Here is an 18,341-nt window from a genome sequence, read left to right as displayed (position 1 = left end):
TCCTTCTTAAAAATGCGTAAAGGCAACGAAAAAAAAGGTGGAAGGTACCACTGGCACCTATCCACAATTTTAGTTCATTTGTGTTAAAAGCTGCTGGATTGTCTCGTTCAAGTTATCAACTGATACTTCAATTGACTCTCCAGTATCTCTTCGCTTCACTTCCACGATCTCATCGTTTGCTTTCTTACCAACGATTACGCGTAATGGAAGACCAACGAGATCCGCATCTTTAAACTTCACACCTGCACGCTCTTTTCGATCATCATATAGAACATCGTAACGCTCATTCTGTAGAGATTCATATAGACGATCTGATAGAGCTGTCTGATCAGCATCTTTCACGTTGATTGTAATCAAGTGAACATGAAATGGCGTTACAGCAAGAGGCCATTTCAGCCCATTGTCATCTGCATTTTGCTCAGCGATCGCTGCAAGCGTTCGTGAAACGCCGATCCCATAACAACCCATCATAATAGGCTTAGCTTTCCCACCTTCATCAAGATAAGATGCGCCCATTGTTTCACTATATTTAGTTCCTAGCTTAAACACCTGGCCAATTTCAATGCCTTCCGCAAAAACAATCGTTCCATTGCCATCTGGAGAAGGATCTCCTTCTTGAATAAAACGAAGGTCTTCATAACTTGTAACGGAAAGATCTCGATCTGGATTAACATTCTGATAAGCATGTTTACCACTAATTGATCCGTTGACGAGGGCTTTAACTGCATTGTCTGCAATAACCTTGCCGTTAAATTCTTTCACATCAACTTCTTCATTCAAGACTTCTACCATATCCGTTGCGAATAGGTGCTTAACCTTGATGTCATTTAATTCATGATCCCCTCTTACAAGAACAAGAACGGTCTCATCTTCTACCTTTATAAGAGAAGTGCGTATCTGGCGTTCTAACGAAGCCTCGCCCTCCCCTTTAGTTAAAGGTGCCTCTGGCTCGTCCGATTTCTGATACGCTACATGAACTTCTGCCATTTCAATATTCGCCGCGTAATCTGAAGAATCACTATATGCGATCGTATCTTCCCCAACGCTAGATAATGCCATAAATTCTTCTGTATCTTTACCACCCATTGCACCCGAATCAGCCACAACAGGACGGAAATTCAAGCCCAGGGTACTAAAGATTCGACTATAAGCACTATGCATATCATTGTAGGCTTCATCAAGCTGTTCTTCAGAAGAATGGAAAGAGTAGGCATCTTTCATAATAAACTCTCTTCCTCGAAGCAAACCAAAGCGTGGACGACGCTCATCACGATACTTTGTTTGAATTTGATAAAGAGTCACCGGCAGTTGCTTGTACGATTTCAACTCATCACGAACAAGACTTGTAATTAACTCTTCATGAGTAGCACCGAGAGCAAAAGGTCTACCGTGGCGATCCTTTAGTCTCATTAGCTCAGGACCGTAAACGTCCCATCGCCCCGTTTCCTGCCATAGCTCAGCAGGTTGAATCGCTGGCATCAATAATTCCTGTGCACCAGTTTCATCAAGCTCTTTTCGAATGACTTCTTCAATTTTTATTAGTACTTTCTTTCCTAATGGTAGGTATGAATAAATACCTGAAGCATTTTGACGTATAAAACCCGCTCTGACAAGGAGCTGATGACTTTTAATTTCGGCATCAGCTGGATTATCTCGAAGGGTTGGATTAAAATATTTAGATTGTTTCATCTACTGCACCTCATTTCATTCTTAAAACGGGTCCCGTGGCTCCTATAGGAAGAAGCGTTGGATATCATTCCATGTCACTACTAGCATGAGTAACATGAGAAACGAAAAGCCAATAAAGTGAACTAAGCTTTCCTTTTGCGGATCAATTGGCTTGCCACGTAACGCTTCCACACCGATGAATAGTAGTCTTCCTCCATCAAGCGCAGGAAGTGGCAATAAGTTAAAAATACCAAGGTTAATACTTAAGAAACCAGCCCATCTCATGAGAACATAGAGCCCTCCAGACGCAGCTTCTTCTGTGTAACTATAAATTCCTACTGGTCCTGAGAAAGCATCGATGGAAAGCTGCCCCGTTACAAGCTGGCCAAGTCCTACGAATATGGCCTTTCCGAATTCATACGTTGATGTAAAACCAAAAACGATAGAGTCTAAGAAATCCACTTGATATTCTGGGGATACCCCAATACGACCAACAGATTGATTTTCAGAAAGCTCTTGTTTTTCTGGAGTAATGGATAAAGAGACCGATTCACCTTCGCGATCTACTTTAAATCCTAGTTGATTATTTGCGTTATCCTGAATAATAGACGTCATCTTATTCCAGCCTGTTATTTCAGTCCCATTAATCTCAGTTATAACATCACCATTCATCATACCGGCTTGCTCAGCAGGACTACCTTCAACGACTTCCTTAACCTGGCTCGTTGGCGTCCCTTGTAATAAGCCTAGCGTGATAAAAATAACGATCGCAAGTAAGAAGTTCATTACTGGTCCAGCAAAAATAGCCAGGAAACGGTCCCAAAGCGACTTTGAACCGAATTGACGATCAAACGGCGCGATCTGAAACTCAGATCCATCCATCACATAATGAGATGTTTCATCAATTGAGAATACCGTAGCTGGTTCATCTTCGTCTTCGTATCCTTTAATATAAAGCCCACGCTCTAGGTCGGCTTCTTCAACCGTTACTTCTTTTAAATTAGGGTAAGCTGATTTTTGATTGATAACAATCTTTTCAACTTTATTTTGATCATTAAACAGAAGCCCAACACGCTGTCCAGGTTTCAATTCAATCATTTCAGGATCCTCGCCGGCCATTCGAACAAATCCACCGAGCGGCAGAAGTCTGATCGTATAAACCGTCTCACCTTTCTTGATTGTGAAAATTTTCGGTCCGAAGCCTATGGCGAATTCTCGGCACAAGATTCCTGCACGTTTTGCCAGGAGCAAGTGACCCAATTCATGGAAAAAGACAAGTGCTCCGAATATGATAATGATCGAAATCACAGTATTCATATCCACTTACCACCTTTATTTAATTAATGACTGAACTCGTAATCTTGTTTCAGAATCTACAGCAAGAATATCTTCAAGCGATGCATTTTGAACGATATTGTGGTTTTCCATCGCCTGTTCTACGAGCTCTTCGATCGTTAAGAAATCGATCTTTCCCTCCAGAAATGCTGCAACGGCCGTTTCGTTTGCCGCATTCATGACGGCTGGGAGTGAACCACCGGCGCGGCCAGCTTCATAAGCTAACTTTAATGCGCGGAAGCGGTCGTAATCAACCTTCTCAAAATGTAATTTACCAACTTCCCATAAGTTTAACCGTTTTGCATTTCTGATTTCAAGTCGATCAGGATAGCTAAGTGCATACTGAATTGGAATTCGCATATCCGGAGTACCTAGATGGGCCATGACACTACCGTCTATGTACTCTACCATCGAGTGAATAATACTTTCTTTATGAAGCAATACATCAATCTGATCATAAGGTGTACCAAACAGCCAGTGCGCTTCAATCACTTCAAGGCCTTTATTCATCATTGTAGCTGAATCAATGGTAATTTTAGCACCCATTGACCAGTTCGGATGATTTAAGGCATCATTCACACTAACTCCTACAAGTTCTTCACGTGTTTTATCACGGAAGCTTCCACCTGATGCTGTAAGAATGAGGCGCTCCATTTGATCTTGTTTTTCACCATTCAAGCATTGAAACAATGCTGAATGTTCGCTATCTACTGGCAGAAGGGCAGATCCATGTCGTTTGGCTGCCTCTGTTACGAGATGCCCAGCAGTTACAAGCGTTTCTTTATTTGCAATAGCAATCGTTTTTCCCTGTTCAATCGCTGAAAGGGTCGGAGAAAGTCCGATACTGCCGAGAATAGCATTTACAAGAACGGTTGAATCGTGATGACAGGCTACTTCTAGCAATCCTTCATCTCCATAGACAATCTTTGTCTTTCTTGAAATTGTTCTTCTGAGTGAGTCAGCATCTTCTTTCTTTTGAACAGATAATAGCTTTGGCTTAAATTCCTCTGCTATTTCCACCGCTTTTTGAACATTTTTCCCTACTGAAACAGCTACAAGGGAAAACATGTCAGGGTGCATTCTCACAATGTCGAGAGTCTGAATACCGATTGAACCAGATGCTCCCAATAAGCTTATTTTCTTCAAACGACCCGTTCCTCCAATCTACTCTGTTTCATCAAACCAGGTTAAGTAAATGCAGAAGAGGGAGAACGAATATTAGACTATCAAATCGATCAAGTATCCCTCCGTGCCCTGGCAAGATACTGCCTGAATCCTTCACTCCGTAATGACGCTTGAATGCTGATTCAACAAGGTCACCTATCTGTCCAAAAACAGAAGTTAGAACGGAGACGATCAAAACAACTATCATGGAATCATACACCGGATAAATCAATTGAAAAACAACGCCAACAAGAACTGCCATTACAACGCCGCCAACTGCACCTTCAACCGTTTTGTTTGGAGATATATGCGGCCATAGCTTTTTCCTTCCGAGCGATCGTCCTACAAAATATGCACCAGAGTCAGACGCCCATATAAGAAAAATAATGAAAAATAAATGAATCATACCATCTAAATTATTTTCTCCCAGGTACCGTGTCGCTGTAAAATAATAGAAACCTAGACCGACATATAATGAAGCCATCATAATAAATGAACTTTCATCAAAACTATACTTATTCTTCGTAAGGACAGTCATAGCAAGCAAAATAAGCAAACCGAAGAACAAGAGGTCAATCTTGGTGAATACAGACGACGTCAATGACGCAATCCAGTCGTCAGGCATAACAAGAATCCACGTTCCGACGATAGCAAGTAATCCAGGAAGTGAAACCAATGTGATTTTCTTCATTAGTAACAGTTCGACCATTCCAACAGTGGCAACAAGCGCCATCAAAATGATAAATGGCCAGTCTCCTACAATAATCATTCCTAACAAAAGGGCGCCAAAAATCACACCCGTAATAACACGTTGTTTCATTACGTTAATGTCCTCCTACACTTACACCCCGCCGTAACGTCTTCCTCTTCGCTGGTATTCCTGTACGGCCTCAATAAAATGGTGCTCTGTAAAATCAGGCCAAAGAACTTCCGTAAACCAAAGTTCCGTATAAGCTAACTGCCAGAGCATAAAGTTACTTAAGCGAATTTCTCCGCTTGTCCTTATTAATAAATCCGGGTCCGGGTACTGGCTACTGAGTAAATACGAAGAAATCTTCTCTTCCGTAATCTCTTCTTCCGTCAGTATCCCCTTTCTTACATCACTTAATAACCGCTGCATCGCTGTTTTCATTTCATGACGGCTACCATAGTTAAGCGCGAAGTTAAGAATGAGTCCGGTATTGTCCTTCGTCTCTTTCACTGCCTTGCTTATGGCTTTGAACGTATGGGGGGGCAGCTGTTCTCGTTCTCCCATAATTCTAACTTGAACGTTCTGCTCGATCAATTCTGGCAGGTGGCTAAGTAGAAATTGCTCAGGGAGCTTCATTAAAAAGTCTACTTCTTCCTTTGGTCGTTTCCAATTCTCGGTCGAAAAGGCATACAGGGTTAAATATTGAACACCCAGGTCATTCGCCTTTCTTACGATTTTTTTTACAACCTTAACGCCTTCACGGTGGCCAGCCACACGCGGGAGACCTCGCTTCTTCGCCCAGCGTCCATTGCCATCCATAATGATCGCAATATGTCCTGGGATATTTGCAGATGTGTTAATTTCTAAATGTTCCTCATCTTCATTCTTTCTCATCCAGTTCGAGAACTTCCCAAGCATTGCAAATCCTCCATTGTGTCACTTACTTAACAAAAAAACCCCCTGTGGGAAAAGAGGGTCCTTTTATTATCTTATTTTACATGTTATTGAATTAGACTTCCATGATTTCTTTTTCTTTATCAGTCGCAACACTGTCAGCTTCAGCTACATACTTGTCAGTAAGCTTTTGCACATCGTCATTGCCGCGGCGAAGCTCGTCTTCTGTAATATCGCCATCTTTTTCTTGTTTCTTTAACTCATCATTTGCATCTCGGCGAATGTTGCGAAGCACAACTTTGCCTTCTTCAGCATACTTCTTAACGAGTTTCACAAGATCTTTACGACGCTCTTCTGTTAGAGCTGGAATCGTTAGACGAATAACATTCCCATCATTAGAAGGTGTTAGGCCAAGATCTGATTTAAGAATTGCTTTTTCGATCTCGCCAATTGAAGTTTTATCATAAGGTTGGATTAGTAGCATACGTGCTTCCGGAACAGAAATACCAGCAAGCTGGTTAACTGGTGTTGGAGCACCGTAGTAGTCAACTTGAATTTTATCAAGTAGAGAAGCGTTTGCTCTTCCAGCTCTTAGTGTTGCTAGCTCACGCTTTAAGCTTGAGATTCCATTCTGCATACGTTCTTCAGCGTTTTTCAAGATTTCTTTCGTCATCTTAATTTCTCCCCTTTACAACTGTTCCAATTTCTTCGCCGCAAATGGCGCGCTTAATGTTTCCTTCTTCCATAATGGAAAAGACAACAAGTGGAATGTCATTATCCATACAAAGTGAAGAAGCTGTGGAGTCCATTACAGCTAAGCCTTCCTTAAGTACATCAAGGTAAGATAGGGTGTCATACTTCTTCGCAGTAGCGTCAACTGTAGGATCGGCTGTGTAAACCCCGTCTACGTTGTTCTTCGCCATTAAAATAACATCTGCTTCAATTTCTGCCGCACGCAATGCAGCAGTCGTATCTGTTGAGAAGTATGGATTACCAGTACCAGCCGCAAAAATGACAACGCGTTTTTTCTCAAGGTGTCGAATCGCTTTACGACGAATATATGGCTCAGCTACCTGCCTCATTTCAATTGAAGTTTGAACACGCGTCTCAACTCCAATATTCTCAAGGCTATCCTGCATTGCTAGTGAATTCATCACTGTTGCAAGCATCCCCATATAATCAGCAGTAGCACGGTCCATTCCCATCTCACTGCCTACTTTACCACGCCAGATGTTTCCTCCGCCAACGACGACAGCCACTTCCACACCCATTTCGTGAATTTCCTTCACTTGAGATGCGATTGACTGTACGATTGTCGGTGAAATCCCTTGACCTTCTCCACCCGACAAAGCTTCTCCGCTTAATTTTAACACAACGCGTTCATACTTGGCTCCGCTCATTTTAACCCTCCAGCATGTTTATCAGTATTTGTTCTTGAAAAATAGGGAACACAACGTGTTCCCTATCATTGTTTTACTTCTTCACTTGAGACATAACTTCTTCAGCGAAGTTATCTTCACGTTTCTCCATGCCTTCGCCAACTTCGTAGCGGATGAAGCCTTTTACAGTAGCGCCTTTAGATTCAACGTACTTACCAACTTTTTGATCAGTGTCTTTAACAAACGGCTGATCAACTAGAGAAATTTCTTCGAAGAATTTGTTGATACGGCCTTCTACCATTTTCTCAACAATTTTCTCTGGCTTACCTTCGTTAAGAGCCTGTTGCTTCAATACTTCGCGCTCACGTTCAACTTCTTCAGCTGGAACAGCATCACGAGATACGAAACGAGGGTTAACTGCTGCAGTGTGCATAGCAACGTCTTTCGCAACTTCTTCGTCAGTTGTGCCTTCAAGAAGTGTTAGAACACCAATGCGTCCACCCATGTGTAGGTATGCGCCGAATGCGTCAGCGTCAGTTTTCTCAATGATTTGGAAACGACGAAGAGAAATCTTCTCGCCGATTTTAGCGATTTTGTCGTTTAAGAATTCAGTAACGGTTTGTCCGTTTTCCATTTTGCTTTCAAGAGCTGCGTCCACAGACTCAGGATTCGTTTTAAGGAGGTGATGCGAAATATCATTGATTAGTGAAATGAAGCTTTCGTTCTTTGAAACGAAGTCAGTTTCAGAGTTGATTTCAGCAATTACTGCTTTGTTTCCTTCAACAGCGATCGTCGCAAGACCTTCAGCTGCTACGCGGTCAGCTTTCTTAGCTGCTTTAGAGATACCTTTCTCACGAAGCCAGTCGATTGCTTTGTCCATGTCACCGTCGTTTTCTGTTAGAGCTTTTTTGCAATCCATCATACCTGCACCAGTTTGTGCACGCAATTCTTTTACCATTTGAGCTGTTACTGCCATTAGTAATTCCTCCTTGAATTATGATATGTAATCATACCCTTTTGGGTTAAAAAAAGGTGATAAAGGGGTTAGAGTTCCCCTTTATCACCCCTTTGTGTTCTTATACAGATGTTTCTTCAGTTTCTACCGCTTCAACTTCTGCTTCTTCTTCTACTTTGCTAACTTCGATAACAGCGTCAGCCATTTTAGCAGTAAGAAGTTTCACAGCGCGGATTGCATCGTCGTTACCAGGGATAATATAGTCGATCTCATCTGGATCACAGTTTGTATCCACGATCGCAACGATTGGGATATTAAGCTTACGAGCCTCAGCAATAGCAATACGCTCTTTACGAGGATCGATTACGAACATTGCGTCTGGAACGCCGTTCATATCTTTAATACCACCAAGGAATCTTTCAAGGCGATCCATTTCTTTTTTAAGAAGCATAACTTCTTTCTTAGGTAGTACTTCAAAAGTACCGTCTTCTTGCATCTTCTCAAGGCTCTTCAGGCGGTTAATACGCTTTTGAATAGTTTCAAAGTTCGTAAGCGTTCCACCCAACCAGCGTTGGTTGATGTAGTATTGACCAGCACGGATCGCTTCATCCTTAACGGAATCTTGCGCTTGCTTTTTTGTACCTACGAAAAGAACTTTACCACCGTCCTGAGCGATGTCACGAACGAAGTTATAAGCTTCTTCGACTTTCTTCACTGTTTTTTGAAGATCGATAATATAGATACCGTTTCTTTCAGTGAAGATATAAGGTTTCATTTTCGGGTTCCAACGACGAGTCTGATGACCGAAGTGTACCCCAGCTTCAAGAAGCTGTTTCATAGAGATTACTGCCATGATTGTGTTCCTCCTAATGGTTTTTTTATCCTCCGCTTGCATCTATTTCGGAAAAAACTGCGTCTGCAGCACCACTTTCCAAATCAACAAGCGTGTGTGATTAACACCGTTGATTAATATATCATATCAAGTGACAAGTCGCAAGTTTAAATCTTAAATTCCATGAATGCCTATACAAACTCACTTTCATAGTAGACGTAAACGGTTCGAATTCATCTCCATCGTTTGCAAAAGGATTGTTGAAATCAGCAACATTCTATTAAAAAAGCTCCGAGAGTTCTCGGAGCTTTAGTTGAATTACTGTGTCTTTAGTTTTGAAAGCTCTACAAGGAATTTATCGTTAAGAACTTTAATGTAAGTTCCTTTCATTCCTAGAGAACGAGACTCAATAACACCAGCACTCTCAAGCTTACGAAGAGCGTTTACGATAACAGAGCGAGTGATGCCTACGCGGTCAGCAATTTTACTTGCAACAAGAAGTCCTTCATTGCCTTCAAGTTCTTCAAAGATGTGCTCGATTGCTTCAAGCTCACTATAAGAAAGAGAAGAAATCGCCATTTGTACAACCGCTTTGTTTCTTGCTTCTTCTTCAATTTCTTCCGCTTTTTCATGAAGAATTTCCATTCCTACTACTGTTGCGCCATATTCAGCTAATAGAAGATCATCATCTGAGAATGAATCGCTTAGACGTGAAAGGATGAGCGTACCAAGACGGCTTCCACCACCAACGATCGGTACAATTGTTGTAAGACCTTTTTCGAAGAGGTCGCGGTTTTCTACCGGGAAAGCTGTGTACTCGCTTGTGATATCAAGGTTTGAAGAAGTTTCTGCAATGTTGAACAGGTTTTGTGTATATTCTTCAGGGAACTGACGCTCAGAAAACATTTTCTTCATGCGTTCGTTTTCGATTTCTTGATTAATTGCGATTCCAAGCAGCTTACCTCTGCGGCTTACGACATATACGTTCGCCATAATGACGTCACGTAGTGTTTCGGCCATGTCTGTAAAGTTAACTGGCCCCTCAGATTTTTGTAGCATTCCATTAATTTTTCTTGTTTTTTCAAGTAAATTCATAGTTTTGTCCTCCTGCATGTATTATAGGATGTATTGGCTGAGGTCACGGTTCTTCGCAATAGAAGCTAACTTTTCCTCAACATACTCTGGTGTAATCGTGATGCTGTCTAGATTAATGTCCGGTGCTTCAAATGAAAGATCTTCAAGAAGCTTTTCTAAAATTGTGTGCAGTCTTCTTGCGCCAATGTTGTCAGTGTCCTGATTCACTTCGGTTGCAATCGTAGCAATTTTAAGAATAGCATCGTCAGAAAATTCAACTTTAATACCTTCTGTTTCTAATAATGCTGTGTATTGCTTCACAAGAGCATTATCAGGCTCTGTTAATATACGTCTAAAATCGTCTACGGTTAAACTTGATAACTCAACGCGGATTGGGAACCTGCCTTGCAGTTCAGGGATTAGATCAGATGGTTTCGACATGTGAAACGCCCCCGCGGCCATAAACAAAATATGGTCTGTTTTCACTGGACCGTACTTCGTTGTTACCGTTGAACCTTCTACGATTGGCAAAATGTCTCTTTGAACGCCCTCTCTGGATACATCAGCTGACTGCTGACTTTTCCCCGCGACCTTGTCAATTTCATCAATGAAGATGATACCCGATTGTTCCGTCTTTGAAACTGCATCCTGTGCGACTTCATCCATATCCACAAGTTTTGCTGCTTCATCCTGCGTTAAGACCTTTCGTGCTTCTGACACGGGAAGCTTACGTTTTTTCTTCTTTTTAGGCATGATATTTCCGAGCATATCCTGCATGTTCATACCCATTTGTTCCATGCCAGCTCCCTGGAACATGTCCATCATGGAATTGTTTTGTTCTTCCACTTCAACAGTGATCATCCGATCTTCGAGTTCACCTAGCGCAAGCTGTTGTGCTATTTGCTTTCGTCTTGAAGCAATCGACTGATCTTCTGAACTCGCCTGGGTATTTGTTTCTTCTTGCCCCTGATTACCAAATAACATTTCAAGCGGATTCTTGTATTGTGTCTGCTTCTTATTAGACGGTACGAGCAGTTCCACAATGCGTTTATTCGCATTCTCTTCCGCTCTGCCCTTCACCTGTTCCATTCGATCTTCTTTGACAAGTCTGATTGATGTTTCAACGAGATCGCGAACCATTGATTCCACGTCTCGGCCAACATAACCCACTTCAGTAAATTTCGTTGCTTCTACTTTAATAAAAGGAGCATTGACAAGACGAGCCAGTCGTCTCGCAATTTCTGTTTTACCAACACCTGTTGGCCCAATCATTAAAATATTTTTCGGATTCACTTCATCCCTCAGTTTATCGCTTAAAAGACCCCGACGGTAACGATTTCTCAATGCCACAGCAACAGCCTTTTTCGCGTCATTCTGACCAACAATATACTGATCAAGCTTTTCAACAATTTGTCTCGGTGTTAATGGATTAGACATACGATCTCCTCCAAAGATACAGTTTATATACTAAATGGTTTCTACGATAATTTGATCATTTGTGTACACGCAAATTTCTGATGCAATTTCCATAGAGGCCCGCGCAATTTCTTCAGCGGTTTTGTTATCACTGTATCGCTTAAGAGCTCTACCAGCTGAAAGTGCGTAGTTAGAACCTGAACCAATGGAAAGAATGCCATCATCAGGTTCGATTACTTCACCAGTACCTGAGATAAGCAGAAGCTCATCCTGATTCATAACGATTAACATGGCTTCAAGCTTTCTTAGTACGCGGTCACTGCGCCACTCTTTTGCGAGTTCAACAGCAGCACGCTGAAGGTTACCGCCGAATTCTTCCAGTTTGCTTTCGAATTTCTCAAAAAGAGTGAATGCATCCGCAACTGATCCTGCAAATCCAGCAATCACCTTCCCATGAAATAACCTTCTTACTTTCTTAGCCGTATGTTTCATGACTACGGCATTGCCAAATGTCACCTGGCCATCACCGGCCATTGCGCACTCCCCATTATGCTGTACTGCAAATATCGTCGTTGAATGAAAGTCTCCCATAAGTTCCTCCTCCCGAGCTATTTAGCTCTTGGGTGATGGTTCATGTATATATTTCGCAATCGATCTCCCGTCACATGGGTATAGATCTGAGTAGATGATAAATCGGAATGCCCTAAAAGCTCCTGAACAGATCGTAAGTCTGCCCCTTCATTCAGTAAATGTGTTGCGAATGTGTGTCTCATCACATGGGGACTTATATGTACATGCAGTGAAGCGTCTTTCACTATCTTATCTAAAATTGTTCGTACGCCTCTTGCTGTCACGCGACTACCTCTAAAGTTTAAAAACAGGGCTTTTGTCGGCTCTTTTCCGGACGAAGCGAGTTTTACTCGTCCATCCTCTAAATACTCTTTTATTGCATCTATAGCGAAACTACCAATTGGTACATATCTTTCCTTACGTCCCTTACCGATTACAAAAATAGTACCAATCGCGAAATCAATGTCTTCTAAATTAAGCGCAACGCATTCACTAACGCGAATACCACACCCGTACAATACTTCGAGCAAAGCTCTGTCTCTTTGACCAAGCGGCTTCGACGTATCGGGCGTATCAAACAATACATTGAGCTCTTTTTCATACAAAAATTGCGGAAGGCGCTTCTCTTGCTTCGGTAGTGAGCTCATTGTAAAAGGATTAACCTCAACGATGTTTTCACGTAAAAGGAATCGATATAAGCTTCGTAACGTTGAAATTTTTCTCGCTGCTGTTTTTCTTGCGTAACCTCGCTCGTGAAGCTCAGTCAAATAAATTCTGACATCTGCATAAGAAACAGCAGCAAAGACATCGATAGTCTGCTGCTTCATAAAAGACTTGAAATGTTCAATGTCCTGTAAGTAACCTGAGATCGTATGTGGTGAACAATTCTTCTCAATCTGAAGATACTCAGAAAATGATTGAATATGAGCTTGTTGGTTGTTATTCATCGTTATCACCTCAAAAGGCTTCTAAATCGTATCACAATTTAGAAGCCTTAGCAATAGGAATTTACAATCTTTTTACAAAATTCTGAATTGTTTCTAACGCTCGATTAGCGATCGTTTCATTACGCTCTTTCTTGCCTTTAATTCGCGTCTCAAGCGGTGGGAACAAACCAAAGTTAGCATTCATCGGTTGGAAGTTATCCGGATTAGCCGTCGTAATATAATTCGCTAAACTACCAAGCGCAGTTTCTTCAGGGAACACTAGCGGCTCTTCATCCTTCATTAGTCGAGCAGCGTTAAATCCAGCAATTAGTCCAGATGCTGCTGATTCTACGTACCCTTCCACACCTGTCATTTGACCTGCAAAGAATAGATTCTCGCGATCTTTGTATTGGTAAGTAGCTTTCAATAGGTTCGGTGAGTTAATAAACGTATTCCGGTGCATCACGCCATAACGTACGATGTCCGCGTTCTCAAGTCCAGGAATTAAGCGAATCACTTCTTTTTGTGGTCCCCATTTAAGGTGCGTTTGGAAACCAACAATGTTATACAGTGTACCAGAAGCATTATCCTGCCTAAGTTGAACGACAGCGTAAGGACGCTTTCCTGTTCTAGGATCTTCAAGACCTACAGGTTTAAGAGGACCAAACGTCATCGTCTTCTGCCCGCGCTGGGCCATTACTTCAATTGGCATGCATCCTTCGAAGAAAATTTCCTTCTCAAATTCTTTAAGCGGAACCGTTTCAGCTGAAATAAGTGCTTCATAGAACGTGTTAAATTCCTCTTCCGTCATTGGGCAGTTTAAATAAGCTGCCTCTCCCTTATCATAGCGTGACTTCTTATAAACTTTCTCCATATCAATACTTTCCGTTTCGATAATAGGAGCAGCAGCGTCATAGAAGTATAGGTACTCTTCTCCACTTAAAGCCTTTAACTGATCGGAAAGATCCTTAGAAGTTAGCGGACCTGTTGCAATAATTGTTGGGCCGTCAGGGATTTTAGTACATTCCTCTGAAAAGACCGTTACGTTTGGATGGTTTTTAACATTCTCCGTTACCTTCGCAGCGAATTCATGACGATCCACAGCCAGTGCACCACCAGCCGGAACGGCACACTCGTCAGCAGACTTAATGATAACTGAATCCATTCGACGCATTTCTTCCTTTAAAACGCCGACTGCATTTGTTAATGTATTCGCTCTTAGTGAGTTACTACATACTAGCTCAGCAAATTTATCGGTATGGTGAGCAGGCGTTTGCTTCTTAGGACGCATCTCATAGAGATGAACGTCCACTCCTTGCTTTGCAAGTTGCCACGCTGCTTCACTTCCAGCAAGTCCGGCACCGATTACCGTCACATGTTTACTCATTGCCATAACCCCTTACTAGTTTTCTTCTTCAACGAAATCGCAGTTTACGCATTTGATTTCTTTCTTTTTCTTCGTTTTCTTCTCGACAAGTAAATCACCGCATTTAGGACATGGTCTTTTGATTGGTTTATCCCATGAAAGAAAATCACATTCCGGAAAACGATCACAACCATAGAAAAGACGGTTCTTTTTACTTTTTCGCTCTACAACATTACCTTCTTTACACTTCGGACAGGTAACACCAACTTCTTTAAGGATTGGTTTTGTATTACGGCAATCAGGAAAGTTTGAGCAAGCCATGAATTTCCCATAGCGTCCCATTTTGATGACCATAGGTGAACCACACTTCTCGCAATCTTCTCCAGCGGGTTCATCTTTAATCTCGACTTCCTTCATTTCTTCCTCGGCTACCTTCAGCCGCTTTTCGAAGTTTTGATAAAATTCATTGATGACAGAAATCCATTCTGCATCGCCATCCTCAATTTTGTCAAGATCATTTTCTAATCCCGCAGTGAATTCAATGTTGATGATATCCTGGAAGAACTCCAAAATCAGCTCTAATACAATTTCACCGAGCTCAGTTGGCACAAATTTCTTATCTTCTAACGCCACATACCCTCGACGTTGAATCGTATCAAGCGTAGGAGCGTAAGTAGAAGGGCGCCCTATACCGAGCTCTTCCATTGTTTTAACGAGGCGAGCTTCTGAATATCTCGGCGGCGGCTGTGTGAAGTGCTGAGATGGATCAATTTCTGATGTAGAAACATCCATGCCTTCTTCAAGGTCAGGAAGCATTTTATCTTCTTCCTTTTTATTGTCGTCGTTTCCTTCAACGTACACCTTCATAAACCCTTTAAATTTCACTTTAGAACCAGTCGCACGGAAGATCGTTCCGTTGTTCTCAAGATCTACACTCATCGTGTCCATAATAGCCGGTGCCATCTGACTGGCTACAAAACGCTCCCAGATGAGCTTGTATAAACGAAGCTGATCGCGCTTTAAGTAAGCCTTCATCTCGGAAGGATCACGCATAACAGATGTCGGTCGAACCGCTTCGTGAGCATCTTGTGATTTACCTGACTGCTTCTTAGCAGGCTTTTTACCCGATAAGTATGTGTCTCCATATTTACCTTGAATGTATTCCTTCGCTTCATCCTTCGCTGTTTCAGAGATGCGTGTTGAGTCAGTTCTCATGTACGTAATTAAACCGACTGTACCTTGTTTACCAATCGCAATCCCCTCGTAAAGCTGCTGAGCAAGCATCATTGTTTTCTTCGCTCGGAAGTTTAACTTTCTTGCTGCTTCTTGTTGAAGAGAAGATGTTGTAAATGAGAGGGCTGGGTTTCGCTTACGTTCTTTCTTTTGAACGGATTTGATCTCAAACTGATCCCCTTCAATGCGCTTTAACACGTTGTCGACGTCTTCACGTGATTGAAGATCTGTTTTCTTTCCATCTACTCCGTAAAAACCAGCTTCGAATTGCTCTCCATCTTTTTCGAAAGAAGCTTTGATTTTCCAATATTCTTCTGCCTGGAAATTCTGAATCTCTTTCTCTCTTTCAATAATAAGGCGAACTGCAACGGATTGAACTCGTCCAGCACTTAGGCCTTTCTTCACTTTTTTCCATAATAATGGACTGATGTTATACCCAACAAGTCGGTCAAGTACTCGACGCGCTTGCTGTGCATCCACTAAATCCATGTTAATTGGTCTCGGCTGCTTGAAAGCATCCTTTACCGCATCTTTTGTAATTTCGTTAAATACGACCCTGCATTCCGTTTGCTCATCAATCTTCAAACTGTGAGCTAGATGCCACGCAATCGCTTCCCCTTCGCGATCGGGGTCAGCTGCGAGATAGACTTTCTTCGCTTTTTTGGCTGCATCTTTAATTTCCTTAAGGACAGGGCCTTTCCCGCGTATTGTTATATATTTAGGAGCATAGTTGTTTTCCACATCAACGCCCATCTGACTTCTTGGCAGGTCAATGACATGACCTAATGAGGCTTTCACCTGATATTTCTTTCCTAAATATTTTTCAATTGTTTTTGCTTTAGCGGGAGATTCAACAATAACTAGATAATCTGCCACAATACGTTTCCTCCCCCCATTGAGGTAAATTTTAAAATCTTCCTTATTATTAAATAGTCAAAACTCGTTTGTCAAATAGTGCTAGTTTCATTTTCATGAAAATTCGGTAATTCATTAAGTATATCTTTTGCTTCTAATACTAGCTTAGCCCCCTGCTGAATAAGTCGATTTGTTCCTTCAAAGTACGAGTCAGTCATCCTGCCTGGTAAGCAAAAAACTTCTCGTCCCTGATCCATCGCTTGATCAGCAGTAATCAACGAACCACTTCGTTTTCTTGCTTCTACAATAAACGTTCCAAGCGATAATCCGCTAATAATTCGATTCCGCTCAGGAAACTGATGTTTTTCTGGTCCCCTATCTGGTGGATATTCTGAAAGAAGAAGACCGTTTTTTGCAATAATTGAAGCAAGTAGCTGATTTTCTTTAGGGTAAATATGCTTAAACCCGCTTCCAAGGACGGCAATCGTGCCTGCATCGTGATCAAGTGCGATCCGGTGTGCAAGAGTATCAACACCGAGAGCAAGACCACTTACGATCGTCCAACCTTTCGTTACGATTGGCGTTAAAATAAGTTTCATCATCGCTTCTGCATCACGCGAATGATTTCTTGACCCGACGACACTAAGAGCTCGTTGTTGATTAAGAAGCGCGGTGTTACCGATACAATATATAACCCACGGTGCATCATAAATATGCGAAAGCCTTTCAGGGTATGCTTCGTCAAATCTCGTAATAGCCCGAATTTCCCCTGCTTTAATATGAGAAATCCTCCATGGTTTCTTCATATGAAGATCTTCATATAATAAGCTCGCATGCTCTCCTGGTATGTGAAATTGTCTTAACTGAGTAGCAGACATATCATATATGCTTTGAAGCGTTGGGTCAAATGTAAGAAATGAACGCAGCACTTTCCAGTCAGTTCCTCGGCACTGATGTAACTGAATTAACCGGCTTCTAAACGTTCTCAACCATGCCTCTCCCCTATCAGCATTAAAATGTATTATTTTCTCGTTATGTATAAGAGAAATAGCTCCCGAACGGGAGCTATTACCATTAAGCCTTATGTGTTGTGCACTTCTGTAGTAATCCTTTATCTTCAAGAACAGAGATGAGCGTTTCGCCCATTACAGCAGGTGTAGGTGCGACTTTAATTCCGCACGACTCCATTGTCTTGATCTTCTCGTCAGCTGTCCCTTTACCGCCAGAAATAATTGCACCCGCATGACCCATGCGCTTTCCTGGAGGTGCCGTTTGGCCACCGATAAATCCAACGACAGGCTTTGTCATGTTTGCTTTCACCCATTCTGCCGCTTCTTCTTCTGCCGTACCACCGATTTCGCCGATCATAATGACGGCGTACGTATCTTCATCTTCGTTGAAAGCTTGCAAGACATCGATAAAGTTCGTTCCGTTAACAGGATCTCCGCCGATTCCAACAGCAGTGGATTGACCGATTCCTGATTCAGAAAGCTGATGAACAGCTTCATACGTTAATGTACCAGAACGAGAAACCACTCCTACGTGACCTTTTTTGTGAATGTAGCCAGGCATAATACCAATTTTACATTCATCAGGAGTTATCACACCAGGACAGTTCGGTCCTACAAGACGTGTTTTCTTTCCTTCCATATAACGCTTTACCTTCACCATATCGATGACAGGAATACCTTCCGTAATACAAATCGCAAGGTCCATTTCAGCGTCTACCGCTTCCATGATCGCATCTGCTGCAAAAGCAGGCGGAACATAGATGACCGAAGCATTAGCGCCAGTTTTTTGAACAGCTTGCTCAACTGTATCAAATACGGGAACGCCTTCCACTTCAGTACCGCCCTTACCTGGCGTTACACCACCAACAATTTTCGTACCATACTCAAGCATTTGCTGTGTATGAAATAAACCAACTGATCCTGTAATTCCTTGAACGATGACTTTTGTATCTTGATTAATGTATACGCTCAT

General features: G+C 42.0%; 17 protein-coding genes. All 17 read right to left on the bottom strand.

Annotated elements, in window-relative coordinates:
* Positions 1 to 69 precede the first annotated feature (69 nt).
* Positions 70 to 1,689 carry a proline--tRNA ligase gene (locus Q4550_RS07065; RefSeq protein ID WP_303531292.1) on the bottom strand — a complete coding sequence of 540 codons (1,620 nt, stop codon included), beginning with the start codon at positions 1,687 to 1,689 and terminating at the stop codon, positions 70 to 72.
* Positions 1,690 to 1,731: 42 nt separating this feature from the next.
* Entirely contained in the window at positions 1,732 to 2,985 is a 1,254-nt protein-coding gene (rseP, locus tag Q4550_RS07060; protein WP_303531290.1) for an RIP metalloprotease RseP, read from the bottom strand.
* Between the two features lie 15 nt (positions 2,986 to 3,000).
* A complete protein-coding gene (gene dxr / locus Q4550_RS07055; RefSeq protein ID WP_303531288.1) occupies positions 3,001 to 4,149 on the bottom strand; it encodes a 1-deoxy-D-xylulose-5-phosphate reductoisomerase in 1,149 nt (382 codons plus the stop codon).
* Positions 4,150 to 4,180: 31 nt separating this feature from the next.
* A complete protein-coding gene (locus Q4550_RS07050; RefSeq protein ID WP_194221422.1) occupies positions 4,181 to 4,987 on the bottom strand; it encodes a phosphatidate cytidylyltransferase in 807 nt (268 codons plus the stop codon).
* A gap of 21 nt (positions 4,988 to 5,008) precedes the next feature.
* Positions 5,009 to 5,776, bottom strand: a complete 768-nt coding sequence (locus Q4550_RS07045; RefSeq protein WP_194221421.1) for an undecaprenyl pyrophosphate synthase — start codon at positions 5,774 to 5,776, stop codon at positions 5,009 to 5,011.
* A gap of 91 nt (positions 5,777 to 5,867) precedes the next feature.
* Positions 5,868 to 6,425, bottom strand: a complete 558-nt coding sequence (gene frr, locus Q4550_RS07040) for a ribosome recycling factor (protein WP_194221420.1) — start codon at positions 6,423 to 6,425, stop codon at positions 5,868 to 5,870.
* 1 nt (position 6,426) lies between these two features.
* Positions 6,427 to 7,152, bottom strand: coding sequence for a UMP kinase (gene pyrH, locus Q4550_RS07035; protein ID WP_194221419.1), 726 nt, complete (start codon positions 7,150 to 7,152; stop codon positions 6,427 to 6,429).
* A 73-nt stretch (positions 7,153 to 7,225) separates the two neighbouring features.
* A complete protein-coding gene (gene tsf / locus Q4550_RS07030) occupies positions 7,226 to 8,107 on the bottom strand; it encodes a translation elongation factor Ts (protein WP_194221418.1) in 882 nt (293 codons plus the stop codon).
* Positions 8,108 to 8,207: 100 nt separating this feature from the next.
* Complete coding sequence (gene rpsB / locus Q4550_RS07025) at positions 8,208 to 8,939, bottom strand: 30S ribosomal protein S2 (RefSeq protein ID WP_098443375.1); 732 nt, start codon at positions 8,937 to 8,939, stop codon at positions 8,208 to 8,210.
* 297 nt (positions 8,940 to 9,236) lie between these two features.
* The gene (gene codY, locus Q4550_RS07020) at positions 9,237 to 10,013 is read right to left on the bottom strand and encodes a GTP-sensing pleiotropic transcriptional regulator CodY (protein ID WP_194221417.1); all 777 of its coding nucleotides are present in this window, start codon (positions 10,011 to 10,013) and stop codon (positions 9,237 to 9,239) included.
* A gap of 21 nt (positions 10,014 to 10,034) precedes the next feature.
* On the bottom strand, positions 10,035 to 11,429 hold the full coding sequence (gene hslU / locus Q4550_RS07015) for an ATP-dependent protease ATPase subunit HslU (RefSeq protein WP_303531286.1): 1,395 nt from the start codon (positions 11,427 to 11,429) through the stop codon (positions 10,035 to 10,037).
* Positions 11,430 to 11,459: 30 nt separating this feature from the next.
* Positions 11,460 to 11,999 carry an ATP-dependent protease subunit HslV gene (hslV, locus tag Q4550_RS07010; protein ID WP_303531285.1) on the bottom strand — a complete coding sequence of 180 codons (540 nt, stop codon included), beginning with the start codon at positions 11,997 to 11,999 and terminating at the stop codon, positions 11,460 to 11,462.
* 17 nt (positions 12,000 to 12,016) lie between these two features.
* Positions 12,017 to 12,925 carry a tyrosine recombinase XerC gene (gene xerC, locus Q4550_RS07005; protein ID WP_303531283.1) on the bottom strand — a complete coding sequence of 303 codons (909 nt, stop codon included), beginning with the start codon at positions 12,923 to 12,925 and terminating at the stop codon, positions 12,017 to 12,019.
* Between the two features lie 61 nt (positions 12,926 to 12,986).
* Complete coding sequence (gene trmFO / locus Q4550_RS07000; protein WP_303531281.1) at positions 12,987 to 14,291, bottom strand: FADH(2)-oxidizing methylenetetrahydrofolate--tRNA-(uracil(54)-C(5))-methyltransferase TrmFO; 1,305 nt, start codon at positions 14,289 to 14,291, stop codon at positions 12,987 to 12,989.
* Between the two features lie 15 nt (positions 14,292 to 14,306).
* Positions 14,307 to 16,379: a type I DNA topoisomerase gene (topA, locus tag Q4550_RS06995; RefSeq protein ID WP_303531279.1), complete on the bottom strand. Its 2,073-nt coding sequence runs from the start codon at positions 16,377 to 16,379 to the stop codon at positions 14,307 to 14,309.
* Between the two features lie 71 nt (positions 16,380 to 16,450).
* A complete protein-coding gene (gene dprA / locus Q4550_RS06990; protein WP_303531277.1) occupies positions 16,451 to 17,347 on the bottom strand; it encodes a DNA-processing protein DprA in 897 nt (298 codons plus the stop codon).
* Between the two features lie 85 nt (positions 17,348 to 17,432).
* Positions 17,433 to 18,341 (bottom strand): succinate--CoA ligase subunit alpha, encoded by a 909-nt coding sequence (sucD, locus tag Q4550_RS06985; protein ID WP_303531275.1) that lies wholly within the window; start codon positions 18,339 to 18,341, stop codon positions 17,433 to 17,435.

Origin of the sequence: Anaerobacillus sp. 1_MG-2023, from assembly GCF_030547345.1 — a bacterium.
In the GTDB taxonomy this organism is placed as follows: Bacteria; Bacillota; Bacilli; order Bacillales; family Guptibacillaceae; genus Guptibacillus; species Guptibacillus hwajinpoensis_B.
This window is presented reverse-complemented; position numbering and strand designations above follow the sequence as displayed.